This window comes from Mesorhizobium prunaredense, from assembly GCF_900156895.1.
In the GTDB taxonomy this organism is placed as follows: domain Bacteria; phylum Pseudomonadota; class Alphaproteobacteria; order Rhizobiales; family Rhizobiaceae; genus Mesorhizobium; species Mesorhizobium prunaredense.
Genome location: NZ_FTPD01000007.1, coordinates 19,869 through 45,239, shown reverse-complemented (window position 1 = coordinate 45,239; position 25,371 = coordinate 19,869). Strand labels below are relative to the sequence as shown.

22 protein-coding genes are annotated in these 25,371 nt (G+C 62.5%); 5 read left to right on the top strand and 17 right to left on the bottom strand.

Translation table 11 applies throughout. From position 1 onward, the window contains the following. The first annotated feature begins 66 nt into the window (after positions 1–66). Positions 67–309 (top strand): type II toxin-antitoxin system CcdA family antitoxin, encoded by a 243-nt coding sequence (locus tag BQ8794_RS08100; RefSeq protein ID WP_077375370.1) that lies wholly within the window; start codon positions 67–69, stop codon positions 307–309. Further along, positions 309–608, top strand: coding sequence for a CcdB family protein (locus BQ8794_RS08095; RefSeq protein WP_077375367.1), 300 nt, complete (start codon positions 309–311; stop codon positions 606–608). The genes BQ8794_RS08100 and BQ8794_RS08095 overlap by 1 nt, the downstream gene beginning before the upstream one ends. A gap of 25 nt (positions 609–633) precedes the next feature. Here the strand turns inward: BQ8794_RS08095 and BQ8794_RS08090 are convergent, their stop codons facing one another. Further along, on the bottom strand, positions 634–2,286 hold the full coding sequence (locus tag BQ8794_RS08090; protein ID WP_077375364.1) for a hypothetical protein: 1,653 nt from the start codon (positions 2,284–2,286) through the stop codon (positions 634–636). Between the two features lie 74 nt (positions 2,287–2,360). Further along, complete coding sequence (locus BQ8794_RS08085; RefSeq protein ID WP_077375360.1) at positions 2,361–3,659, bottom strand: adenylosuccinate synthase; 1,299 nt, start codon at positions 3,657–3,659, stop codon at positions 2,361–2,363. A gap of 419 nt (positions 3,660–4,078) precedes the next feature. Between BQ8794_RS08085 and BQ8794_RS08080 the strand changes: the two genes are divergently transcribed. Next, entirely contained in the window at positions 4,079–4,969 is an 891-nt protein-coding gene (locus BQ8794_RS08080) for a DMT family transporter (protein ID WP_077375357.1), read from the top strand. A 103-nt stretch (positions 4,970–5,072) separates the two neighbouring features. Here BQ8794_RS08080 and serA read toward each other — a convergent pair whose 3' ends face one another. The 5 genes from serA to glmM all read right to left on the bottom strand — a co-directional run bounded on the left by serA (position 5,073) and on the right by glmM (position 11,602). Then, positions 5,073–6,671 (bottom strand): phosphoglycerate dehydrogenase, encoded by a 1,599-nt coding sequence (gene serA / locus BQ8794_RS08075; RefSeq protein ID WP_077375353.1) that lies wholly within the window; start codon positions 6,669–6,671, stop codon positions 5,073–5,075. 177 nt (positions 6,672–6,848) lie between these two features. Further along, positions 6,849–8,024: a phosphoserine transaminase gene (locus BQ8794_RS08070; RefSeq protein ID WP_077375350.1), complete on the bottom strand. Its 1,176-nt coding sequence runs from the start codon at positions 8,022–8,024 to the stop codon at positions 6,849–6,851. Between the two features lie 203 nt (positions 8,025–8,227). Next, positions 8,228–9,001, bottom strand: a complete 774-nt coding sequence (locus BQ8794_RS08065; RefSeq protein WP_077375347.1) for an outer membrane protein — start codon at positions 8,999–9,001, stop codon at positions 8,228–8,230. A 190-nt stretch (positions 9,002–9,191) separates the two neighbouring features. Further along, the gene (locus BQ8794_RS08060) at positions 9,192–10,022 is read right to left on the bottom strand and encodes an outer membrane protein (RefSeq protein ID WP_077375344.1); all 831 of its coding nucleotides are present in this window, start codon (positions 10,020–10,022) and stop codon (positions 9,192–9,194) included. A 227-nt stretch (positions 10,023–10,249) separates the two neighbouring features. Next, entirely contained in the window at positions 10,250–11,602 is a 1,353-nt protein-coding gene (glmM, locus tag BQ8794_RS08055; RefSeq protein ID WP_077375341.1) for a phosphoglucosamine mutase, read from the bottom strand. 507 nt (positions 11,603–12,109) lie between these two features. Between glmM and BQ8794_RS08050 the strand changes: the two genes are divergently transcribed. Further along, on the top strand, positions 12,110–12,772 hold the full coding sequence (locus BQ8794_RS08050) for a hypothetical protein (RefSeq protein ID WP_077375338.1): 663 nt from the start codon (positions 12,110–12,112) through the stop codon (positions 12,770–12,772). Between the two features lie 226 nt (positions 12,773–12,998). Here the strand turns inward: BQ8794_RS08050 and ftsH are convergent, their stop codons facing one another. From ftsH to ybgC, 9 genes are all read right to left on the bottom strand, one after another. Then, entirely contained in the window at positions 12,999–14,927 is a 1,929-nt protein-coding gene (ftsH, locus tag BQ8794_RS08045; RefSeq protein WP_077375335.1) for an ATP-dependent zinc metalloprotease FtsH, read from the bottom strand. A 123-nt stretch (positions 14,928–15,050) separates the two neighbouring features. Further along, on the bottom strand, positions 15,051–16,430 hold the full coding sequence (tilS, locus tag BQ8794_RS08040; RefSeq protein ID WP_077375332.1) for a tRNA lysidine(34) synthetase TilS: 1,380 nt from the start codon (positions 16,428–16,430) through the stop codon (positions 15,051–15,053). 55 nt (positions 16,431–16,485) lie between these two features. Continuing rightward, positions 16,486–17,556, bottom strand: coding sequence for a tol-pal system protein YbgF (ybgF, locus tag BQ8794_RS08035; RefSeq protein WP_077375329.1), 1,071 nt, complete (start codon positions 17,554–17,556; stop codon positions 16,486–16,488). Between the two features lie 201 nt (positions 17,557–17,757). Further along, positions 17,758–18,264 carry a peptidoglycan-associated lipoprotein Pal gene (pal, locus tag BQ8794_RS08030; RefSeq protein WP_027152911.1) on the bottom strand — a complete coding sequence of 169 codons (507 nt, stop codon included), beginning with the start codon at positions 18,262–18,264 and terminating at the stop codon, positions 17,758–17,760. 310 nt (positions 18,265–18,574) lie between these two features. Further along, on the bottom strand, positions 18,575–19,885 hold the full coding sequence (tolB, locus tag BQ8794_RS08025; protein ID WP_077375326.1) for a Tol-Pal system beta propeller repeat protein TolB: 1,311 nt from the start codon (positions 19,883–19,885) through the stop codon (positions 18,575–18,577). A 29-nt stretch (positions 19,886–19,914) separates the two neighbouring features. Further along, positions 19,915–21,081, bottom strand: a complete 1,167-nt coding sequence (locus tag BQ8794_RS08020; protein WP_077375324.1) for a hypothetical protein — start codon at positions 21,079–21,081, stop codon at positions 19,915–19,917. A gap of 8 nt (positions 21,082–21,089) precedes the next feature. Beyond that, positions 21,090–21,548, bottom strand: coding sequence for an ExbD/TolR family protein (locus BQ8794_RS08015; RefSeq protein ID WP_077375321.1), 459 nt, complete (start codon positions 21,546–21,548; stop codon positions 21,090–21,092). Between the two features lie 9 nt (positions 21,549–21,557). Continuing rightward, positions 21,558–22,268, bottom strand: a complete 711-nt coding sequence (gene tolQ, locus BQ8794_RS08010; RefSeq protein ID WP_077375318.1) for a protein TolQ — start codon at positions 22,266–22,268, stop codon at positions 21,558–21,560. Between the two features lie 293 nt (positions 22,269–22,561). After that, entirely contained in the window at positions 22,562–23,035 is a 474-nt protein-coding gene (gene ybgC / locus BQ8794_RS08005; RefSeq protein ID WP_077375315.1) for a tol-pal system-associated acyl-CoA thioesterase, read from the bottom strand. Positions 23,036–23,170: 135 nt separating this feature from the next. Here ybgC and BQ8794_RS08000 point away from each other — a divergent pair, with 135 nt between their 5' ends. Further along, positions 23,171–24,421 carry a glycoside hydrolase family 5 protein gene (locus BQ8794_RS08000; protein WP_077375312.1) on the top strand — a complete coding sequence of 417 codons (1,251 nt, stop codon included), beginning with the start codon at positions 23,171–23,173 and terminating at the stop codon, positions 24,419–24,421. Here BQ8794_RS08000 and BQ8794_RS07995 read toward each other — a convergent pair. Continuing rightward, positions 24,415–25,329, bottom strand: coding sequence for a metallophosphoesterase (locus BQ8794_RS07995; RefSeq protein ID WP_077375309.1), 915 nt, complete (start codon positions 25,327–25,329; stop codon positions 24,415–24,417). The genes BQ8794_RS08000 and BQ8794_RS07995 overlap by 7 nt on opposite strands. Positions 25,330–25,371: the final 42 nt, after the last annotated feature.

The following is a 25,371-nucleotide window of genomic DNA, read 5'->3' as shown; positions in this document are numbered from 1 at the left end:
TTGCATGCGTGCTTTTATGCGCGTATCCTATGCACCTATTTTATGCGTATGAATGGGAGTTGCTCCATGCTTCAATCGACTCCAAAAGCCCAACGAAAATCGGTCAATACCTCGATTGACTCCAGATTGCTCGAGGACGCCAAGGCACTCGGTATCAACATATCTCGGGCCGCCGAGGAGGGTATTGCCAAGGCGATTTCAGCCGAAAAAACGCGCCGGTGGCAGGAGGAAAACAGGGAGGCGATCGAGAGTTCTAACGACTATGTCAGGCGCAACGGACCGCCACTGGCCAAGTACCGGCCGTTTTGATGGCGCGCTATGATTTCTACCGGAGAACAGAAGGCGACGGCTATCTTCTCGACGTTCAGGCTGATCTTCTTGAAGGTCTAAACACAAGGGTTGTCATCCCGTTGATGCCGCCCAACGTGGCCCCGGTGCCGGGTCGCCGGCTAAACCCCACGTTGACGATCAACGGCAGTGACCATGTCATGGTCACTCAATTCATGTCAGCCTTGATGGCTTCAGAATTGCCTCCTGCCGAAGGAAATCTTTCCAGGCATCACGACGACATCGTGGCCGCGCTCGACATGCTGTTCCAGGGCTTCTGAGCCGAAGGAGGCTGGTGAGCCGGCCTCAGCCCGCCTCTTTTGTTTGCCAGGCCTTCAGCGCCTCATCGAACACCTTCTCGCCGGGAATGCCCTTTTCCATGGTCAGCAGCGCCCGCCGTCCGGTCTTGTAAACGACCGGCACGTCGATCCATTTCTGGCCCCGGAGCAGGGTCAGGTTGGCGTCTTCGTCCGCCTTTGTGTCGTTGAGAGCGACCAGGAAGAAGCCATCGGCGATCTTGGCCGGGATGCCGATCAGCGGACTGCCGGCATCCTGTTCAGAGCCCTTCATGGCGACGCGCAGGATGTTGTCGACACCGCCGCCGTCGAAACCATCGGGCGTCAGGAAGATCATCTCGATGATGTGGCTGGCCGGCAGCGTCTGGTCGGTGTTGCGGCGGATGGTCATGCGCAACTGCACGTCCTTACCCGGAATGCTCGCCTCGGCGCGGATTGCCGGCTCGGGCGGCAGATTGCCGCCGGGCGATTCCTGCACCAGCGACCAGACGATGCTGCCGGACTCGGCCGAGCCTTGAGCGGTGCTGGTGCGCTCCTCGTAGAAGATCGCCTTCTGGCCGACCGCCAGCGCGGTTTCCGCAGGCGTGGCTGTCGGCGCGGCCGGCGCGGCACCCGGGGCCGGCGGCGCTGCCGGGGCGGCTGCGCTATCGGTCGGCGCCGCCGGCGCCGGCGTAGCGCCGTCGGCAGGCGGTGTTGCGGGGGCCGCACCCGGTGCGGGCACATTCGTGGCTGGCGTGCCGGCAGGCGCTGCAGGCGCAGGTGCGGCCGGCGGCGGTGTGGTCAGTGCTGCGACGGATTCGCCCTCTCCGATGCCGCTTTGTCCTGAAGCGGGGCCGGGATCGACCTCACCGCCCTCAGGTGTCAGCCGCTGGGTGAACTTTGTGCCTTCGGCATCCGCTGGAGCCGCTGCGGCCGGGGGCCTTGCCGCGGCATCGGTAGCCGGCCGCTCGACCGGGCTCGGCTTCACCAGCGGCTCTACGGTTGCGACCGTCGTGCTGTTGAGACCCAGCATGTTGCTGAACGCGTCCTTGTTCAGCCAGATGCCGTAGCCGCCGCCGGCGATGACGAGCAAGGCGACGACAGCGGCGATCAGCCCGCCATAACTGCGCCTGCGCTCGGCAGGACGCTGACGCTGAAAAGTGTCCGGCGCCGGCTCCTCCTCGTTGGGGAATACATCGTCTCTAAAGCTATCGCTCTTCTCGTACGCCGCTGGAAGATCCGCGTCCGAAGGCTCCGCATCGGTGCCCTCTGGAGAAGCAGCGGATGGCGGTTTTTGCCAATTCGGCGCGGCTTGGGCGGCAGGTGCCGGCTGCCATGCCGGCTCGGTCTGTGCTGGTTGCCATGCCGGCTCGGTCTTTGCCGGCTGTCGGACATGGCTGGGTTGGTTCTTGTTGCGGTCGATGGAGGAGAAGATGTCCTCCAGCTCCGACAGCGGATCGGATGCCGGCGCAGGCTTGGCGTAGCCCCGCTCGACGCTGGCGATGGCATCCTCCAGAGTGCGCTTATGCTGGGCAACGACCGACGGCGCCAGCGGCGGTGTGTTCTTCGCAAGCTTGTCCGCAATTGTCGAACGGGCCTTGTCATAGACCCTGGCGCGTATCTCCGGCGTCGGATTGCCAAGGCCGTCGAGCGTCTTTTTCAGAGCACCAACAAAATCTGCCATGCTTCAGTCGACCTGCATTTCGTTTCTGGGCCGGCCCCCGCAAATCGGCCGCGATGCCCGGAACAGCTTGGAATCTAGTCTTGAAACGGATCGGTCACAAGTATTGTGTCGTCCCGTTCAGGGCTGGTGGAAAGGAGTGCGACCGGCGCGCCGATCAGTTCCTCGATGTGGCGGACATATTTGACTGCCTGGGCTGGCAGATCGTTCCAGCTTCTGGCGCCGGCGCTGGTGCCTTTCCAGCCCTCCAGCGTCTCGTAGACCGGTTCGACGCGCGCCTGCGCACCCTGGCTGGCCGGCAGATAGTCGATCGCCTCGCCATCAAGGCGATAGCCGGTGCAGACCTTGATCTCGTCCAGCCCGTCGAGCACGTCGAGCTTGGTCAGGGCGATGCCCTTGATGCCGTTTACGGCAACGGCTTGGCGAACCAGCACGGCATCGAACCAGCCGCAGCGGCGCTTGCGGCCGGTGACGACGCCGAACTCGTGGCCCCGCGTGCCCAGGAACTCGCCGATCTCGTTCTTCTGTTCGGTCGGGAACGGACCTTCGCCGACACGCGTCGTATAGGCCTTGGTGATGCCGAGCACATAACCGATGGCACCCGGGCCAACGCCGGATCCAGCGGCCGCTTGACCGGCCACCGTGTTGGACGAGGTGACGAACGGATAGGTGCCGTGATCGATGTCGAGCAGCGTGCCCTGCGCGCCCTCGAACAGGATGCGTTCGCCGGCTCGGCGCTTGTCGTCGAGGATCTTCCAGACGCGGTCGATATAGGGCAGGATCTCGTCGGCGACCGAAATCAGCTCACTCATGATCGCGTCATGCGTGACTTCGGCGTGGCCGAGCCCGCGGCGCAGCGCATTGTGATGCGTCAGCAGCCTGTCGACCTTCAAGGGCAGCGTTTCCAAATCCGCCAAATCCATCACCCTGACTGCGCGCCGGCCCACCTTATCCTCATAAGCGGGGCCGATGCCGCGACGGGTCGTGCCGATTTTCGTTCCGGAATTGGAGGCGGCGTCTTCGCGGAATCCGTCCAGCTCCCGGTGCAAGGACAGGATAAGCGCGGTGTTTTCGGCTATTTTCAGGCGCTCCGGCGTGACCTCGACGCCTTGCGCCTTCAATTTCGCCACTTCCGCGACGAAGGCATGCGGATCGAAGACGACGCCATTGCCGATGATGGACAGCTTGCCTTGCCGCACCACGCCGGACGGCAACAGCGACAGCTTGTAGACCTTGCCGTCGACGACCAGCGTATGGCCGGCATTGTGGCCGCCCTGGAAGCGCACGACGACGTCGGCGCGTTCCGACAGCCAGTCAACGATCTTACCTTTGCCCTCGTCGCCCCATTGCGAGCCGACGACCACCACATTGGCCATGTTTCTTTTCCCTTGAGGCGCCGCTCCGAGCGGCTTGAATGGTTCGAAACGACAGGCTTCTATCGCATCGGCCAGAAAATCGGAATCGATTTTCGGAAAGCACGACGCGAACGTTCAAAGCCTTGAGACGCGTACTTTTGTGCGTCCAAGTGGACGTACGTCGCTCTATAACGTCAACACCCGGCGAGCGCGACCATTCTTTGCCGCCGAAAGCGCCCTCAGGCACAACAATTTTCGCCTTTGACATCATTTACTTGGGCGAACCGCCACAATAATGCATGTCGCGCAAAAGTGCGCAGCGCTTTTGCGATAACGACCTGCATAAAAACAAGAACCTAAAGCGCGTAGCATATGCTCCGTTCAGATGCGACGCGCTTTAGGTCGGCAATGACCCTGCCCACCCCGGCTGGAATTTCGCGATGCATCGAACCGCCTATCTGTTCCTGCTGTTCACCACCTTGCTGTGGGGCGGCAACGTCCTGGCCGGCAAGCTGGCAATCGACCATATTTCGCCGATGACGCTGGTCTTCCTGCGCAGGGTTCTGGCCGTTCTAATCATGCTGCCGATCGGCTGGCGAACGCTGCGCGAGGACTGGTCGGTGGTGCGCAGACATTGGTTGCTGCTTGGCGGGCTCGGCGCTTGCGGCTTCACCTTTTTCAACGCGATCTTCTACACGGCTCTCAACTATACGACGGCGATCAACGTCTCGATCGAGCAGGCGGCGATACCGATCGTGATCATCCTCGCCAATTTCGTGCTGTTTCGCCTGCGTGTGAACCGGGTGCAGATCGCCGGTGTCGTGCTGACGATCATCGGCGTCGCCCTGATCGCCAGCCACGGCGATCTGCGCCAGCTTCTCAAGCTGGATCTCAACTTCGGCGACGCCATCATGTTGATCGCGGTGCTTTGCTACAGCTTCTACTCGGTCGGGTTACGGCTGAAGCCGGCCATACGCTGGCAAAGCCTGATGCTGGCGCTGTCGATTGCCGCACTGGTGACCTCGCTGCCTTTTTTCCTGCGGGAGGTGGCTGCAGGCAAGGTCGTCGTCCCCGATGCGCGCGGCTGGGCGATAGCGTTCTACACTGCGATCGGCGCTTCGGTCGTCTCGCAGATCCTTTATATCAGGGGCAACGAACTGATCGGCGCCAACCGGGCCGGCCTGTTCATCAACCTGGTGCCGATCTTCGGCACGCTGCTGTCGGTGCTGATCGTCGGTGAGACATTCCAGCTCTATCAGGGCGTGGCCCTCGTGCTGGTGCTCGGCGGCATCAGCCTGGCCGAATACAGCGGACGTAAAATGGCGATTTGACAGCCCGATCCTGTAACGGGCCGTGAAAGAACTCTGTCGATATTTCGACGCCATTGTCGAAACGCCCGTGGGCTTAAAAGCCCGTGGGGCGCTCGCGCATGATTCAGGCGACGCCGACGTCGAAATGCAGCCGCTTGGCGGAGTCGATCGACTTGTGCGCCCGCACCTGTTCCAGCACCTTCTCCGGAAACGGCGCATCGAGATAGAGCAGCGCAATGGCATCGCCGCCAGGCCGGTTGCGGCCGAGCTGGAAGTTGGCGATGTTGACGCCGTTCTCGCCGCAGACCGTGCCGAGCAGGCCGATGATGCCGGGCGCGTCGGCATTCGTCGTGTACAGCATATGCTGGCCGACCTCGGCGTCAAGGTTGATGCCCTTGATCTGGATGAAACGCGGCTTACCGTCCGAGAAGCAGGTGCCGGCGATCGAACGCGTCTTGTGCTCGGTCTTGACCGTCAGCTTGATATAGCCGTCGAACACGCCCGATTTGTCGCGCTTGACCTCAGCGACGATGATGCCACGCTCCTTAACCATGATCGGCGCCGAGACCATGTTGACGTCGGAGACCTGCGGCCGGATCAGCCCGGCAAGCGTGGCGCTGATCAGCGCGCGCGTGTTCATCGTCGCGGTCGAGCCGTCGAACAGGATCTCGACCTCCTTGATCGGATCCTCGGTGACCTGGCCGACAAAGGCGCCGAGCACTTCTGCCAGCTTGACGAAAGGCTTCAGGCGCGGCGCCTCTTCGGCGGTGATCGACGGCATGTTGATGGCGTTGGATACGGCGCCCTTAATCAGGTAGTCGGACATCTGCTCGGCGACATGCAAGGCGACATTCTCCTGCGCCTCGGTGGTCGAAGCGCCGAGATGCGGCGTCACCACAACATTCTCCATGCCGAACAGTTCGTTCTGCTCCGCCGGTTCGACCTCGAACACATCGATGCCGACGCCTGCCACCTTGCCGCTTTTCAGCGCCGCGACCAGGTCGGCCTCGACGATCAGCCCACCACGCGCGCAGTTGATGATGCGCACGCCGGTCTTCATTTTGGCGATCGCGCCAGCGTCGATGATGTTGCGCGTCTTGTCGGTCAAGGGCGTGTGCAGGGTGATGAAATCGGCGCGGGCGAACAGCTCGTCGAGCTCGACCTTCTCGACGCCGAGTTCCTCGGCGCGGCTGTCCGACAGAAACGGATCGAAGGCGATGACGTGCATCTTCAGGCCGACGCCGCGCGTGGCGACGATCGAGCCGATGTTGCCGCAGCCGATGATGCCCAGCGTCTTGCTGGTGATCTCGATGCCCATGAAGCGGTTCTTTTCCCATTTGCCGGCATGGGTCGAGGCATTGGCTTCCGGTATCTGGCGGGCCAATGCGAAGACCATGGCGACGGCATGCTCGGCGGTGGTGATCGAATTGCCGAACGGCGTGTTCATCACGATGATGCCTTTGCGGCTCGCCGCCGGGATGTCGACATTGTCGACGCCGATGCCGGCGCGGCCGACCACCTTGAGCCTAGTGGCGGCGTTGATCAGCTTTTCGGTGACTTTCGTCGCCGAACGGATGGCGAGGCCGTCGTACTGGCCGATCACTTCGAGTAGTTTTTCCTTGTCCTTGCCGAGATCGGGCAAGTAATCGACCTCGACGCCGCGGTCTTTGAAGATCTGCACGGCGGTGGGGGAGAGTTTGTCTGAAACGAGAACGCGGGGCATGGGCTTGGTCCTTTGCGATTGGCGTCTCTCCCCCTTGAGGGGAGGGTCGGCGCGAAGCGCCGGGGTGGGGTCGGTGCGGCCGGTCGCGGCCGAATCTTTCTGGATGGTGGGTCGTTGAGCTGGGTGGAGGCGACCCCATCCGGCCCTTCGGGCCACCCTCCCCTCGAGGGGGAGGGATCAGGCGGCCGCCTTGAGCGCTGCCTTTTGCGCGGCAAAGGCCCAGTCGAGCCACGGCAGCAGCGCTTCGAGATCGGAAGTCTCGACGGTCGCGCCGCACCAGATGCGCAGGCCTGGCGGCGCATCGCGATAGGCGCCGATATCGTAGGCGACGCCTTCCTTGTCGAGGGTCGAGACGATGCCCTTGGCGAACGCCGCTTGTCCGTCGGCATCGAGCCCGGCGACATCCGGGTCGGTGAAGGAAAGACAGACGGACGTGTTCGACCGCGTCGCCGGGTCGGTGGCCAGATGGCCGAGCCATGCGGATTTACCGACGAAACCGTCGATAATGGCGGCATTGGCGTCGGCGCGGGCAATCAATGTGTCGAGGCCGCCGATCGACTTCGCCCAACGCAGCGCGTCGAGATAATCCTCGACGCACAGCATCGACGGCGTGTTGATGGTTTCGCCCTTAAAAATGCCTTCGATGAGCTTGCCGCCCGAGGTGAGGCGAAAGATCTTCGGCAGCGGCCAGGCCGGCTTGTAGCTTTCCAGCCGCTCGACGGCGCGCGGGCTGAGGATCAGCATGCCATGCGCACCTTCGCCGCCCAGTACCTTCTGCCAGGAGAAGGTGACGACGTCGAGCTTGCCAAAATCGAGCCTTTGCGCAAAGGCCGCCGACGTGGCGTCGCAGATGGTCAGGCCCTTGCGGGCGGCCGGGATGAAATCGCCGTTCGGCACGCGCACGCCTGAGGTTGTGCCGTTCCAGGTGAAGACCACGTCGCGGTCGAAGTCGATCTTTGTCAGATCCGGCAGTGCGCCGTAGCCGGCTTCGATCCTGCGGACGTCGGCGAGCTTCAGCTGCTTGACCACGTCGGTGACCCAGCCGGAACCGAAACTCTCCCAGGCGACCATGTCGACGCCGCGTTCGCCGAGCAGCGACCACAGCGCCATCTCGACCGCGCCGGTGTCCGACGCCGGCACGATGCCGATGCGATAATCTGCCGGAACCTGGAGAATTTCCCGCGTCAGCTCGATCGCCTGTTCGAGCTTGGTCTTGCCGATCTTGGCGCGGTGCGAGCGTCCGAGCGCGGCATTGGTCAGCGCCTCGACCGACCAGCCGGGGCGTTTTGCACAGGGACCTGAGGAAAAGTTGGGAGTTGCCGGGCGCAGTCCGGGCTTCGTATGGATCGTCATCGTGGTCTATCCTTCCAGATAGTGGCCCCTCGTTGGGGAGGGGTGGCCCACGGACGGCGATATGCGTTCAGGCTCCCGGCGTCAAGAGGAAAGTTTTTGTCGCTGACGGGATACCGATCGCATGCGGCGAAAACGCCATGGCTTAAGGCGCAAACGGCGGATCCTTAAATCCACCGTTCAAATTCTTGGGCTTTTCGCTATGCCTACCAAAGATCGTAGCGCAGCCCGATCTTGATCTGATGATTGCTGATCCCTTTGTCGATCTGGTAGGAATCCAAATCCTTTGCGACGGCAAATTCGGCGTCGGGTGCGGAAAAATATTGATAGCCCAGATCAACTGAAACGTTCTTGGATACTTGGTAGGCTAGGCCGGCGTTCAGCGTATAGGCGAATGAGTATTGGGTCTTGTTGTCATTCAGGACGAAATCGTCCGTGGGGTCGGCGTTGTCGGTGAAGTAGCTCGCCGAGAGGCTGCGTTTGCTTCGGAGGATACCGATACCGGCACCGAGATAAGGTGTGATTCCGACATATGTGCCAAGATCGACATAGCCGTTGAGCATGCCCGAGAACGCGTAGTTCTCCAAGGATGCTGATGCCACGGTCGCCGTGGCTGGGAGCACCACGATCGCTGTATCGTCATAGCCGACGCCGATCTCGTTGCCGGGCAGATAGCCGAGATTGAGATCGGCGCGCAGATAATCGTTGAAATGGTAGCCGAAGCCGATGCTGGCGAAGATGTGATCCTCTTCTTCATCGAAGTTCGCTGGCGCGAAGGCGAAGTCCTCATTGTCGAAGCTCTTCTGCACCAGATAGGAGACATCGCCGCGCAGATACCAGCCCGAACCGACTTCGACCGGCACGTAGTCCGGCGCCTGGTCGACATAGATCGGCGGATCGTAGTCGGCGCCAAGCGCCTGCGACAACGGCGTCAGGGCGATTGCTGCAAGCGCCAGTGCTATGCGCGATTTGACTGTCATGATCCCGGCTCCCGAAGGTGGCGCCATTCGCGATCGCGAGCGCCGTTTCAGGAGGCATTGTTAACCATAGTGGTTAAGTGGCGGTTAAGGATAACAGAGCGTTAGCGAATTGATTTTGATGCGCTTTGCCGACACAAACGGGAACCGCCCGGCTTTTGCCGGGCGGTCCGCAAACCTGCTCTCGAAGTGATTACTTGGTGTAGACCGGTTCGGGTTCGTAGGCGATCGGCACCGGCTGGGCGCAGTCCGAGTTGCCGAACTGGTAGCGCAGGCCGCCGCGCACTTCGTTCACATTGATGCCTTTGTCATGGCCAGGACCGACATCGCTGTCGAAGTCGAACATCTTACCGCCTTCGATATGGCTGAAGCGGTAGCCGACATCGAGCTTGACCCGATCGGTCAAGCAGTAGGATGCGCCCGCCATGGCGGCATAGGCAAAACGCCAACCCTTGCCGCCATTGTGGGAGAATTCGCCGTCTTCAATGGTGTTGTGGAGCTTATCCCACTTGACCCAGGCGCCGCCGATGCCGGCGCCGACATAGGGCGTGATGCCGTACCAGGTGCCGATATCGACATAGGCGTTGGCGAGCAGCAGCAGCGCGGTATAGGACGACGTGTCGGTCGAAGTACAGGGATCTCCATCGAGGCAGATGCCGGTGGTCGAGCCGCGGAATTCGGATTTGCTCATCCAGTCCGCGGTCAGGTCGGTGCGGAAATGCTGGTTGATCTGGTAACCGACGCCGGCACCGACCGAGAAGGCGCCGTCCAGCTCGCCGCTGTCAAAGCGGCCGGTGCCTGGATCCGGCCCGTAGGTGATGTAGTCGCCGCCGCGGAACTCCGACCAGTGATAGTCGATGTCGCCGCGAATGTACCAGCCGCCATATTCGACCGGCTGCTCGTAGACGGGCGGCGGCGGGGCCGGCTCGACCACGGGCGGCTCGACGAAGTCGGCGGCCAACACTGGTCCGGCCACGCCCGCGAGCAGCGCGGCAAAGAGGCCCATTCTTGCTGTATTGAACATGCTTGTCACCCCTGAGAACCCCTCGGCACAGCGAACGCGTCCGAATCTGATTGGCTTCAGTCGTGGATAATGAATTGGAAAAGTTAAAACGCGTTTAACCTTATCGCTTAACCATGAATCTCTAAATCTTTCAGGATTTTCGCGTCATTTCCGCCAATGATCTGGCGTGCGAGCAAAGGAAAAAGCCCGCCGGAAGGCGGGCTTTCAAGCTGGCAAAAGCTGAGGGATCAGGCGGCGCTGCGGGTTTCCGAAATGACCTCGACGATGTCGTTGACGACGGCCTCGACCAGTTGCTGATCGTCGCCTTCCGCCATGACGCGGATGAGCGGTTCCGTGCCGGACGGCCGGATGACCAGGCGGCCAGCCTGGCCCAGGCGGTGGCGTCCATCTTCGATCGCCGCCTTGACCAGGGCTTCCTCGAGCGGCTTGCCGCCGGAAATATGAACGTTCTTCAGCAATTGCGGCACCGGCGCGAACTTCTTCGACAGTTCGCTGACCGGTCGGTTCTGCCGCTTGATGCAGGCGAGCACCTGGAGCGCCGAGACGAGGCCGTCGCCGGTGGTGGAAAAATCGGACAGCACGATGTGGCCCGACTGTTCGCCGCCGACATTCAGGCCGTGAGCGCGCATGTGCTCGACGACATAGCGGTCGCCGACCTTGGTGCGGTGCAACTGCAGGTTCATGTCGCCGAGGAAGCGTTCGAGGCCGAGATTGGACATCACCGTCGAGACGACGCCACCGCCGGCCAGCCGTCCGCTCTGATGCCAGGACTCGGCGATCAGCGCCATGATCTGGTCGCCATCGACGATCGCGCCGTTCTCGTCGACGATAACGACGCGGTCGGCGTCGCCGTCGAGCGCGATGCCGAGATCGGCGCGCACTTCGTGCACCTTCTTCTGCAGGCCGGCCGGATGAGTCGAGCCGCACTCCTTGTTGATGTTGAAGCCGTTGGGCTCGACGTTGATGGCGACAACCTCGGCGCCGAGTTCCCACAGCGCCTCGGGCGCCACCTTGTAGGCAGCGCCGTTGGCGCAATCGACGACGATGCGGAGGCCCGACAGCGACATCGACCGTGGCAGCGTGCGCTTGGCGAATTCGATGTAGCGGTCATGGACGCCGTCGACGCGCTTGGCGCGGCCGAGCCCGTCCGAATCGGCGAGCGCCAGGTCGATATCCTTGTCGAGCATCCCCTCGATGCGCTCCTCGATCTCGTCGGAGAGCTTGTAGCCATCGGGACCAAACAGCTTGATGCCGTTGTCGTAGTAAGGATTGTGCGAGGCCGAGATCATCACGCCGATGTCGGCGCGCAATGAGCGCACCAGCATGGCGACCGCGGGCGTCGGAATCGGGCCGAGCAGGAACACATCCATGCCGGCGGCGCACAGGCCCGACACCATCGCATTCTCGATCATGTAGCCGGAAAGTCTGGTGTCCTTGCCGAGCACGACGCGGTGACGGTGGTTGCCGCGCTGGAACGAAAGGCCGGCGGCCATGCCGACCCTCATGGCGACCTCCGCCGTCATTGGAAACCTGTTGGCGCGCCCGCGAATGCCGTCCGTTCCGAAATAATTTCCTGCCATGCTAGTCAGCTTCCCGATGGTTCATTGCCGGCACGTCATGCCACACATTGGCCCGGGCCCTATCATCACAATTCATGATTATAGGGCACCAATCCTTAGAAAACTGTTGTCTTGTGTGTTTTGTGTCACGTCAGTGCTTGGATATTGCCTGCCTTGGTTGCGCCAGCAGCGTTCAGAAACCTTCAGACCGCATCTGGATTCTTTCATGTGCCAGTCGATAGGCATTGAATTCGGAACCCGCGCGTCGTGTTGCTCTGGACCGTCCGCCGCACTGGCCGACCCGATCGGCCCGCCATGTGAGGCAGTTCCTGAGAGTGGTCCGCCCTATGCAAGTTTTCCGTGCAAATGCGCCCGGGAAAATTGCCCGGCGGACAGGAGCCGGCACCGATTTCACAAAAATAATGCACTTTCCGACAGGTTTCACGCCATTTAGCCTCTGGCGCAACCAGTCGTTGAGTGTTATTGCTTGCATGGGACATATCGTGAACATCTGAAGGGAGAAACCTCATGCTTATCCATCGACTTGCCACTTTGACCGGTCTTGCCGTCGTGACTTTACTCCTGGCGGCACCCGCCAATGCGCTGACCATGGCCGAATGCAGCACCAAGTATAACGCGGCAAAGGACGCCGGGACGCTTGGTGGGCAGAACTGGAACCAGTTCCGCAAGGCAGTATGCGGCACCGAGGCCGCCGCAACCGACGCCACGCCAGCCAAGGCGGACAGCACCAGCGCTGCAACACCCGATGCGGCCGCCGCAGCGACGACCAAGGCAGCGGCAACTGCCAACGCAGGCAGCGGCCTCAGCAGGGCGGAATGCGGCGCCAAATATCGGGCGGCCAAGGCTGGCAACACGCTGAACGGCATGAAGTGGAACGACTTCCGCATAAGCCAGTGCGGTGCCAGTGGTTCCGACGACACCATGCCGGCAGCCGATCAGGCAAGCCTCACCAGCCAGCCGCAAAAGCCGACCGTCACCGCTCCCCAGGGAGTGACGTTTCCGAAGGCGATCTCCACCAAGTATAGCAGCGAAACTCCGTCCAAGGCCCGTATGTACACCTGCCGCGACCAGTATCACGCCAACAAGGAGGCCGGGACGCTCGGTGGCCTCAGGTGGATCCAGAACGGTGGCGGCTTCTACAGCCTGTGCAATGCCGCGCTGAAGAGCTGATCGGCATCAACATTCGAAGATAGCAAGGCCCGCGAACCGCAAGCGTCGCGGGCCTTTTTGTTGCCGGCGATAAATTGCGCCTGCGGTGCTGAAGGTTTGTAAAAGCGGAAGTGACGGCTGATCTCCCCCTTCCGGGGAGATCGGCCCTCATCACGGCACCTCCTGAACAGAAAACGCCGCGGTCAACACCGCGGCGTTTTTCGAAATCAACCTCCTGGGCCGGACCCTAGCTTGACGGCTGGGGCTCCATGCCGCCTTCGGGCTCCGGGCCCTTCTTGCGGCGGCTGCCGGATTTCGGCACGGCCGAGCCCCGGCTCGGTGGCGTGTCGTCGCCGAGATCGCGGGCCGGCTTGTGGCCGGCGATCAGCTGCTTGATCTCCTCGCCGGACAGCGTCTCATATTCCAAAAGCCCCTGCGCCAGCGCGATCCATTCCTTCTTCTTCTTGGTCAGGATGGATTTCGCCGTCGAATACGCCTCGTCAATCAGCCGGCGCACTTCGGCGTCGATGATCTGCGCCGTCTCTTCCGAGACGTTCTGCGTGCGCGCCACCGAATGGCCGAGGAACACTTCCTCCTGGTTGTCGCCGTAGGCGACGTGGCCAAGCTTGTCGGAAAAACCCCAGCGCGTGACCATGGCGCGCGCCAGCTTGGTTGCCTGCTCGATGTCCGAGGAGGCACCCGAAGTGATGTTCTCCTTGCCGAACTTGAACTCCTCGGCGACGCGGCCACCCATCATGATGGCAAGGCGCGAGATCATGTATTTGTAGCTCATCGAATAGCGGTCGCCTTCCGGCAACTGCATGACCATGCCAAGCGCCCGGCCGCGCGGGATGATGGTCGCCTTGTGCAGCGGATCGGCCGACGGCACGTTCAGCGCCAGGATGGCGTGGCCGGCCTCGTGATAGGCGGTGAGTTCCTTCTCGGCCTGGGTCATCGCCGACGAGCGGCGCTCGGCGCCCATCATGATCTTGTCCTTGGCGTCCTCGAACTCGGCCATGGTGACAAGGCGTTTGTTGCGCCGCGCCGCCATCAGAGCGGATTCGTTGACGAGGTTCATCAGGTCGGCGCCGGAAAAGCCCGGCGTGCCGCGTGCGATCACCTTGAGGTCGACATTGGGGGCCAGCGGCACGTTGCGCACATGCACCTTCAGGATCTTCTCGCGGCCGACGATGTCGGGGTTCGGCACCACCACCTGGCGGTCGAAACGGCCGGGCCTGAGCAGCGCCGGATCGAGCACGTCCGGCCGGTTGGTGGCGGCGATCAGGATGATGCTTTCGTTGGATTCGAAGCCGTCCATTTCGACCAGCAACTGGTTCAGCGTCTGCTCGCGCTCGTCGTTGCCGCCGCCGAGGCCGGCGCCGCGATGGCGGCCGACCGCGTCGATTTCGTCGATGAAGATGATGCAGGGCGCATTCTTCTTGGCCTGGTCGAACATGTCGCGGACGCGGCTGGCGCCAACGCCGACGAACATCTCGACAAAGTCCGAGCCGGAAATGGTGAAGAACGGCACGTTGGCCTCACCGGCGACCGAACGGGCAAGCAGCGTCTTGCCGGTCCCGGGAGGGCCGACGAGCAGCACGCCGCGCGGAATCTTGCCGCCAAGCCGCTGGAACTTCTGCGGATCACGCAGGAATTCGACAATCTCTTCCAGATCCTGCTTGGCTTCGTCGACGCCGGCGACATCCTGGAAGGTGACGCGGCCGTGCGCTTCAGTCAAAAGCTTGGCCTTCGACTTGCCGAAGCCCATGGCGCGGCCGGAGCCGGACTGCATCTGGCGCATGAAGAATATCCAGACGCCAAGGATGAGGATCATCGGCAGCCAGGAGATGAGATAGCTGAACAGCGAATTGGAACCGTCGGATTCGGGGCGCGCGTTGATGGTGACGTTCTTGTCCTGGAGTCTCGAAACCAGCGACGGATCACCCGGCGAATAGGTCTGGAAGCCGGTAGAGGTATCGGTATAGGTGCCCGAGATGCGGGCGCCCGCGATCGTCACCGTCTTGACCCGGCCGGCCGCGACGTCCTGCAGGAACTGCGAATAGGGGACGTCACTCGCTGCTCCGCGCGTCTGCGGCGTCTGGAACAGATTGAAGAGAGCGATGAGCAGGACCGCTATGATCGCCCAGAGCGCGAGATTGCGATAATTCGGATTCATCAATTGTCCCGTTGGTGTCCGCCAGCGGACACGCGTCGTGAGAGGAAACTTGGGTCTAACATAGGGATGGCGCGCTTCATTGCCAAGCAGAACAGCATGTCGCGGTTAAGCTTTCGCCCATGATCAACCGGCAGTGTGGCCGCCGAAAGGCGGGGCAGGAAGTCGCGGCGCACCGATCAGCGCGGCGACAGTTCCGGCCGGCGCCAGGTCGAAGGACGGCAGGAAGCGGGCAAAGGGCGCGACGACCGGGCATACCGCCATTCCCGGCAAGATCGGGCTGTCGCTTGGATGTTCGCTTGCGCGCCACAGCACCGGCTCGGCCGCCAGAGCCGCGCGGACAAGGCTCGGCGGCGTGCCGTTTTCAGCAATTGCCTGTCTTGCGGCACCAGCCGCGCCGAGCGGCGCGATCAAAAATTCACCCGGTTCGTCGCCCAATTTGATCCTCCGGCGGCCGTCCCAGAGTGCATTGTCCACGGCAGGAGCAGCGGACGGCAGGTTGCGGGTTTCGCGACGCAGGAAGATGCCGGCACGCCGTGCATCGACCACCGTCCGCGACAAAGTAGCGCAAAACGGGGCAGCCAAAAATGGGGTTTTGCCAGGTCGTCCGGGCCTCAGCCGGTTGAGCAGCGCCGCGCTGCGAGCCTGGTCGGGCAGAAAGGCAACGCCGCCGACAGTCGCCAGCAGGACGCGCAGCGCGTAGACGGCCGCCGCCTCGTCGCCGGCCGTCGCAAAGCCCGGATCGAGACGGGCAAGGCCGGCGGCGGGCCTGCTGGCAAAGCCACGGATCAGCGCGGCGGCACGATGGCCAAGCTGTTCGCGCCCCACCGCAGCCCGCCCGGCCAGCGCCAACGCGTCTTCCCGCGCACCATTGCGGTCGGCAAGCGCTGCGCGGATACGCGGCCGCTCGAAAGCCTCGTCTTCATTGGTCGGGTCTTCGGCCCAGCCGACATTCGCGCGCCGCAGGACTTCGCGCAGCGCAGCACGCCGTGTGCCGAGAAGCGGCCGTACGATCCAGATCCGCCAGTCATAGAGGGTGGCCGGTGCCATGCCGGCCAGACCTCGCCCTGCCTCTCGCGCCCCCTCCTGGCGAGCTTGCCGCATCAGCACGGTCTCGGCCTGGTCGTCGGCTGTGTGGCCGGTCAGGATAAGGCCGATACCTTCCGCCTGCGCCGCCTCGGCCAGCAGCCGGTAGCGTGCCTCTCGCGCGGCAGCCGGCAGGCCGGTCGACGGCTTGCGTCCGGACCAGACCAGGATGCGATGGGCAATGCCGCGCCCGGCGCAAAGCCTGGCCACGGCTTGCGCTTCCGCTGCCGAGCCCGGCCGCAGAGCGTGATCGATGGTCACAGCCAGCAATTTCGTTGCCGGCGCGGTACGGTCGAGGTGATCTTTTAGGAGAAGGAGAAGGGCGGTCGAGTCGCTGCCGCCGGACACGGCCGCAACAGCGCCGCTGGTAAAGTCGATCTGCGAAAAAACCGAACGGTCAGGCTCGGTTTCGGGCGTCAATGCATGTCGCCCAAAAGTGGCCCCGGTCTTGGGGCAACGACATGCAAGGAAAAAACTAACACGCGGCGAGCGCCCTTTCCTGCTTGACGCGTTCCTTGAGCGCGCCGGAAACGTTCGGATAGCGCTTGCCGATCTCGCCGAAAGTGGCGCAGGCCACGTCGCGCTGGTTCAATCCGACCAGCGACACACCGAGCTTCAGCAGCATGTCGGGAGCCTTCTTGGCCTTCGGATAGTCCTTGCTGGCGGCGAGGAACGTCTCGGCCGCGTCGCGATACTTCTGCTGGCCGAGCAGCGACTCACCCAGCCAGTAATGCGCGTCCGCCGTCTTGGCGTCCTTGGGGAAGCGGGCGATGTGGTCGCGAAAACCCTGTTCGGCAGTGCCGTAGTCGCCCGACAGGATGAACTGATAGGAATTGCGGTAAAGCTCCTCCGGGTCGTCGGTGGCGGGCAGCGCCGCGACTACCGTATCGTCGGACTTGCCGGCCTGCGTGCCAGCGGCCCGGTCGCTGGTAACTTGGTCGCTGGGGGCGGTGTTCTGCGCCGGTGCATGTGCCTGCGTCTTGCCCTCGATCACATTGCCGTTCTTGTCGACGGTGATGGTGCCAAACGTCTTCGGCGGCGTGCCCGGGATCACCGCGCCGGGTTCGCCTGTCGGTGATTCGACGATGACCTCCTGGCCGCCGGCGGGCGGTGTGCCCGCATCGACCGGCGCATGCGTCGCCGGAGCCTCGGCGACGCTGCTGTCGGTGTTGGTGGTGGCGTCCGACTTCTTCTGCTCGCGTGGCTGTTGCGCGCCTTGTGAGCCGCCTTCCAGCTGCTGGAAGCGGAACTCGTTATCTTCCTGCTGCTTGCGGATCTGCTCCTGCATCTGCAGCACCTGGAAGTTGAGCTCCTCGATCTTGCCGTTCATTTGCCGGAGCTGTTCCTCCAGCGCGGTAGTGCCGGTGCCATCCTGCGCAAATTGCACCTGATCCTGTTTCTTTTTGTCACCGAAAATGCCGAGCGTCGGCAGGCGGAAGGAAAAACCGCTTTTTTCTGTGCCTTGCTCATTGCCTACTGCCGGGGCAGCGACGCTTGATACGAGCAGCAGCGCAAGCGTGCCGCTCAAGACCGATCTGAAATGCATGTGCCTCTCGCCGTGAAATTGATTGCCTGTTGCATGCCTTCCGATCGGAGTGGGACCGTCGGGCGCTCGGCTCTTACCAGGACGCAGGACTTCGGCCAAATTTTGTTTCAAGTCCCATATCCGGGCGCCGGACATGAAAAAGGCGGCCGCAGCCGCCTTTCGCACGTAGGTGTTGCATTTCTGCCGATCAGAAATTGCCGATCAAGAACCGGCGCCGCTGATCGTGGTGACGGCGCGGCGGTTCTGCGACCAGCAGGAGATGTCGTCGCAAACCGCGACCGGACGCTCCTTGCCGTAGGAAATGGTCTTCAGGCGCTGGGCGGAAACACCCCTGGCGACGAGGAAGTCGCGGGTGGCGGCGGCGCGGCGGGCGCCGAGCGCCAGATTGTATTCGCGCGTGCCGCGCTCGTCGGCATGGCCTTCGATGACGATGGCATACTGCCTGTACTGGTTCAGCCACTGCGCCTGGCGCGAAAGCGTCGTCTGCGCGTCGGCGCGGATCGAGGACGAATCCGTGTCGAAAAAGATGCGGTCGCCGATGTTGACGGTAAAATCCTGGGCCGATCCGGGCGTTGCCGCCCCGGCGCCACTGAGACCGAGATCGGCGGCGCTGTTCAGGTTCTTCTTCGAGGCGCAACCGGCGATGGCGAGCAACGCCACCAGCGCGATCATCGCCGGGTTTCTGGTAAGTGCTGCGATACGGCCCATGCCGCCTCTCCTTCGCAATTCGAGTGATTTCGTTGATCGTCCAGTAACCACGTTTGGGTTAACCGGCGTTCAAGAAACACGGTTAAAATTTGGTTTCGGCTGCCGTCCGCAGCCGTTCTGCCCAGGGGAATCCGAGGAGGCACAATGCGCGGGGACCGTAGGCAGAAATGCGGCTGAAACGCGACCAAGCCGTGGAAAGTTGGAGAATTGAAGAATTGAGGAGTCCCGTTTTCTTCATCTCTTCATCTCTTCATCTCTTCAATTCTTCAATTCTTCAATTCTCCAATTCCTCATTTCTCCAATTCCTCCCTCACTCGAGCAGCGGCGACCAGGCCGGGTCCGAAGCGAAATTCGCGGTCGGGATCGACTGTTCGTTGCGGCCGGTGAGATCGACCGAAACGAGTTTTGGGCCGCCGGCCGAATCACGGAAGAACATCAGCACCCGGCCGTTAGGCGCCCAGGTCGGCCCCTCCTGCTGGAACCCGGTTGAAAGGATGCGCTCGCCCGAACCGTCGACTCGCATGACGCCGATCTGGAATTCGCCGGCGGTCTGCTTGGTGAAGGCGATGAGGTCGCCGCGCGGTGACCACACCGGCGTCGAATAGACGCCGTCGCCGAAGGAGATGCGGGTCTGGCCAGAACCGTCGGCGCCCATCACATAGATCTGCGCGCGGCCGCCGCGGTCGGAGGTGAACACCACCTTGCTGCCATCCGGCGAATAGGACGGCGAGGTGTCGATGGCCGTCGAGTTGGTGAGCCTAGTCGTCGAGCGGCTCCTCAAATCCATGGCGAAGATATTGGAATTGCCGTCGTCGCGCAGCAGGCTCATGATCACCTTCTGGCCGTCGGGCGAGAAGCGCGGCGCAAAGGTCATGCCGGGAAAGTCGCCGACCAGTTCGCGCTGCCCGGTCTCGATCTGCAGCAGATAGACCTTCGGCTGGCCGCTTTCATAGGACATATAAGTGATTTCCTGCCGGCTTGGCGAGAAGCGCGGGGTCAGCACGATCGACCTGCCATCCGACAGGTAGCGGATATTGGCGCCGTCCTGGTCCATGATGGCGAGGCGCTTCTTGCGCGCGTTCTTTGCGCCCGATTCGTCGATGAAGACGACGCGCGTGTCGAAATAGCCCTTCTCGCCGGTTAGCCGCTCATAGATGGCGTCGGCGATGATATGGGCGACGCGCCTCGTATTGGCGTCGTTGGCGAAGAACTGCTCGCCGGACAATTGCTGGCCGGCAAAGGTGTCCCACAATCGGTACTGGGCGCGGACGCGGCCATCGGCCTCCTTGCTGACGCTGCCGGTGACCAGCGCCTGGGCGTTGATCACTTTCCAGTCCTCGAAGCGGGGGGCGGCATCCGGATTGGATATCTTTTCGATGAAGGCGCTTTTGTCGATCGGCGCGAACAGGCCGGAGCGTTTCAGGTCTGCGCTGACGATCTTCGAGATCTCCGCGCCCAACCCGTCGCCCGATTGGAAGTCGGTGATAGCGATCGGCAGAGGCTCGATATTGGGTTCAGTCAAGTCGAGTTGGACCAACGCCTTTGCCGGCAGTGTAGCCAGCGCGCTGATGCCGGCCGTAATCGTGCCGATCAGCATAAGCGTCGTAAGGAACTTCTTCATTCGTTCAGCCTCGTTGTTCTCTCGGCAAATCAGTACATGTCGCTGGGGATGAAATTGACCTCGACCTCGTTCCATCCCAATTCACCGTCATATTTTGCGACGGGGAGATTGTAGGGCGCACATCGCAGCACTGCGCGCCGCGCTGCTTCCGAGGCGACGCGGGAGCCCGTTGAGCCATCGCTCCTTGACGCAACTTCCGGAGCGCTGTCGATCTCGCCATTTGGGGTGAGCCTCATCCTGATGGTGACTTTTTGGCTATCGCCATCGAATGTCCCGGGCGTCACACTCCAGCAGCGTTTGATCTGAGCTTTCAAGCCATCAAGCTCGCTCTGCGAGAGCTTGGTGCCTTGGTTCTTTTCGCCGCCGAGCGATGCCTGTTGGGTCGAGCGCTTGGCGCCGCCTCCGGACGGCTTCTGCTTGTCGAGAAGGGCGGAAATCTCATCGGCATTGAATTGCTTGTCGTCCGACTTCGGCTTGGACGAGGCTTCCTTGACCGGCTTGTCGGCGTCCTTGCGCTCCGGCGCCTTGGCGCTTTCGGCCTGGGCCGGCTGCGGCTTCGGCCGCGCCTGCGGGGCGGGCGCCGAGTCCGGAAGCTGCGTCGTCTCGGTTGGCGGCTCCTGGGCAATCGCTTCGGCGACGGCGTCCGGCTTGACCTCAGGCTGCGGGTCGATGGCGGCGGTCTTGTCCTGCGGCGGCGTCGGCGCCGGTTCCTTGGCCGGCGTCGGTTTTGGCTCCGCCTGCTTGACCGGCTCGGGCTTGACCTCTTCCTTCGGCTGCGGCACCGGCGCCACTTCTGTTGCAGGAATCGGCTTCGGCTTTTCCTGGGGCTTCGGCACGTCCTCGGGCTTCGGCTTCTCTTTCGGCGTCGGCGCAGGCGGCGGCGCCTCCGCCTGATCGACCGGCTTGGGCTTGGCTTCGTCCGTCACCGGCTTGTCGGTATCGACGCTGTTTTCACCGATCTTCTGGGCATCGGGCACGATATCGGGACGCTTGGTCGGCGTCGGCGCTGGCTTCTCGTGCATCACAGCCTTCTTGTCGCCCTGCAAAACCTGCGAGACTGCCTCCATCGGCACGATCTCGACTGCGACCGACTCGATTTCGGACGACGGAAGCGCAGCCGGCGCCGACAGTGTGAACAGCCCGAAGGCGATCGCCGTCGCATGCAAGATCACCGATGTGGTGAGGCCGGTCCGCATGTTCTTGTCTACTGGTCCTGTTCCTGCAGGGAGATGAGACTCATATTCTTGTAGCCAGCTGCTTGGACACGGGCCATGACCTGCAGAGCCGCTCCATAATTGGTTGCCTTGTCGGCGCGAAAGAAGATGCGCTCGTCATAGCCGGTCTTCGAGATCGCCTGCAGCTTTGCCACCAGTTCCTCGATCGGGATCTCGGTCTTCTGGATGTAAATCTGGCCGGCGGAGTTGATGGATACCTCGATCGGTTGCGTGTCGGCCGCAATCGCCTTGGCCTGTGTTTCCGGCAGGTCGACCGGAACACCGACCGTCAGCAAGGGTGCGGCGACCATGAAGATGATCAGCAGCACCAGCATCACGTCGACCATCGGCGTGACGTTGATTTCCGATATCATGGCGTGATGGCGGCCGCGCCGCCTGTGGCCGCGACCACCGCGTCCTCCGCCACCCGCGCCTACAGACATTCCCATGATTGTTCCTCAGGTCTTCTGCGCGACTTTTTCATCGATTTGGCGCGAGAGTATGGCGGAGAACTCGTCCGCGAACCCTTCCATGCGCACGGCGATCTTGTTCGCGTCCGACGACAGCTTATTGTAGGCGATGACGGCGGGGATGGCGGCCAGCAAGCCTATTGCCGTGGCCAGCAGCGCTTCGGCAATGCCGGGCGCGACCACCGACAGGCTGGTATTCTTGGATGCGGCGATCGCCTGGAACGAGGTCATGATGCCGATCACCGTGCCGAACAGGCCGATGAACGGCGCCGCCGAGCCGGTGGTGGCGAGAAAGCCAAGCCGTCCTTCCAGTTTTTCCATTTCGCGGGTCAGCGCCAGGTCCATCGCCTTGTCGATGCGGGTCTGAAGGCCAAGCGGCGATTTCGCCCCCTTCTCGAAGCTCTTCTTCCATTCGCGCATGGCGGCGACAAAGATCGCGCCCATGCCAGACGTCTTGCGGTCGGCGAGTGTGCGGTAGAGCTCTTCCAGCGACTGCCCCGACCAGAACACCTGTTCGAAGCGATTGAGCGCGAGCCGCATGCGGCCATAGGCGACGAGTTTGTCGACGATGATCGCCCAGGTCCAGATCGAGGCGCAGAGCAGCCCGATCATGACCAGCTTGACCACCCAGCCGGCCTGCGTGAACAGCGCCCAAATCGACAAATGCGCGCCCGGTTCGGCGAGTGCGATATTTTCCATGGTTACGTCCTTAAGAATTTTCCGGGTACGGCTGGCGGCTGGCCCATAGGCATCCCTTGTAATCCGTTCGCGCAACGCTTGCGGAATAACCCCAAAATGCACCGTTGGCGGCCTTTTCGGGGCAAATCTTGGTGAAAGGAAGGCGCTGGATTCCTCCAATCTTCACCACTCTCTTCATGAACCGTTATGGTTAAGGATGGGTTAGGACGCACGGCGCGGCGCATTGCCGCGCTTTGGGCGAGCCGCCTGGCATCGTCAGCGGATCATTGGGATCGGCAACTTGCCGATTTGAACTAACGGTTTGTCTTGGGCATGAAGGTTGCGATCCATTCCTTCGGAAAGCGCCTTGGCCGGCCGTTCTCGCCGATGATCGCCGCCTCGACCCGCGCCTCAACCAGCACCTCGCCGCCGCGCTTCAGCTGCTGCGCCATGATGATGCGGGCGCCCGAAATGTCCTCGGTGCGCGTCTCGATGGTCAAGACATCATCCATGCGGGCGGAGCCGCGAAAGTCGATCTCCATGCGCCGCACCACCCAGATTATTCTTTCGCCATGCTTGCCGTCGGCAAGCTCGGTGTGGTGGACGCCGGCAAGCCTGAGATAATCGGAACGGCCGCGTTCGAAGAATTCGAGATAGCGCGCGTGATAGACGACGCCGGAGAAATCGGTGTCGGCATAATAGACCCGCGCCATCAGCCGGTGGCCGAATTCCGTCATCGCGCCGGAAAGCCCGGCGCAGAGCGCCGCCGATTCACCATGATTGTCCATCGCGCTTTCCTTTTTTGGCCTGACCGGGCACCTAAAGCGCGACGCGCTTCAGGTGGTTGTTTCCGGGCGCGTCATTGTCCCAAGACCGCTACACACACGCTTGGGCGACACGCATTGACTTGGCGTATAAACCCGATGGCACTGTTGACGGCGATGATCAAGACCTTGATGGCGGCGCTGCTTGTGCTGGCCGCGCTGGTGCTGCCGGGCCAGGCGGCGAGCTTTTCGATGAAGCGCGGCCTCAATCTCGACCAATGGACGACATGGCCGGGCGAGGACAAATGGGGCGACCGGCGGGCAATCCTGCCCTATCCGGAATGGCGCAAGTTCCTGAACGACGACGACCTCAAGGCGCTGAAGAGCGCCGGCTTCGATTTCCTGCGCATGCCGGTCGATCCGTCGCCGTTCCTGTCCGCCGAGACGCTGGCGCTGCGCGACGAGCTCTATGCCAGCGTGCTGGACTCGGTGCGCATGATCAACCGTGCCGGACTGAAAGTGATCGTCGACATGCATCTGATCCCCAGCGGCAGCAGCCGCAAGATCGGCATGGGCGAGGTGATGGACGATCCACAAATGTTCGACGCCTATGTCGAAATGGTGCGCAAGATGGCGCGCACGCTGGCCGATGAGGATCCGCGCCAAGTCGCTTTCGAGCCGATGAACGAGCCGGTTATCGACTGCGACGCCGACGGCACCGGCCTGTGGCCGGAGCGCCAGCAGAAACTGTTCGCGGCGGCGCGTTCGTCAGCCACCAGGCTCACCCTGATCCTGACCGGCGCCTGCTATTCCAACGCGGCATCGCTGGCAAGGATCGATCCAAAGGCGATCGCCGACGACAACATCACCTGGACCTTTCATTCCTACGAGCCGTTCCTGCTGACCCATCAGGGCGCGACCTGGGCCGGCGACTTCATCCCCTATGTGACCGGCCTGCCCTATCCGCTCAGCGGCATCCCGCGCAGCCAGCTTGATGATGCGCTCGATACGATCCGCGCAAGGATCAAGGCCGAGGCCCCATGGGCGCGCCAGAGCGGCCTGCTTGCCTATCTCGACGAGCAGGTCGCCAGCCTGGACACGGACGAGAAGCTGCGCGAGATAATGGATGCGCCGTTCACCAGGGTCGAGGCCTGGGCAAAGGCCAACGGCATAAAACCTGAGAACATCACGCTCGGCGAATTCGGCATGATTCGCCAGGAATACGGCAATCTCTACGTGATGCCGGCCGAATACCGTGCCGCCTATGTCAGGGACATGATCGCGCGCGCCGAAGCGCGTGGCTTCTCTTGGTCGGTTTGGAGCCATGGCGGCGCCTTCGGCATCGTCGACGCTTTTGATGGCGACAGGGCCGAGCCGGATGTGATGGACGCGATCAGGTCACTTCATTGAAGCGCCGAACCCAGTTCGATCGAAAGAATCTCTGGGCGCATCCCGAAACGCACCGGCAGGATGCTGAAGCCGAGACCTCCGGAGACGATCAGGTTGCGGTTCTCCTCCACGACATGGCCATAGGCAAAACGGTTGCCGAAGCGGGATGGCACGACCGGAGAATAGCCGAGCAACCGCACCTGTCCACCATGGGTATGACCTGAAAGGGTCAACGAAACCCGTGATGGGACCTTCGGAAAAATGTCCGGCTCATGTGCCAGCAGGATAACAGGAGCCTTGTCGCTCACCTTTGCCAGCGTGCCGTGCAGATCGTCCAGTCCTGTGAAACTGCTGCGGCCCCAAGCCTTGCCCGGCCGCAGCGCAAGTTGGTCGGCAAGTCCGGCGACCCAGAAGCCATGCCCGTCTTTTTCCAGGCGTACCACATCGTTTTCAAGGACCGGTATGCCGGCGCTCTCGAGCGCCCGGCGCGCCACCGTCGGCCCCAACCCGGCCCCCTGCGCGGAAAGGTCCTCCCACCAGTCGTGATTGCCAAGGATTGACCACACCCCGAGCGGCGCCTTCAGGCCTGACAAGGCCGGCGCCCATTCGGAGGAGCCCACCCAGTCCGTAACCAGGCGTGTGCCGGCTGCATAGTCGCCAAGCAGGACAATCAGATCCGGTTGCAGGCTGTTCGCCCGTTCGGCAAGCGACCTGATCCGCTCCGGCGTCATCCATGGCCGACAGGCATGAATATCGGCGAGAGCGACGACGCGAAGCCGCAATCCGGCAGGCCAGTTTGGCGGCGTCAGTGAATAGCGCTTTACATGCGTCAGCAACATCGGCTCGAGGCCAACCGCATAAGCACTGAGCGACACGGCAGATAAGAAGGAACCGCCGATGAGGCGCAGGAAGCCGCGTCTGGTGATCATTGCTCAACCCCGTCGTTCGTGGGACCGACGGTCCTACAGCGG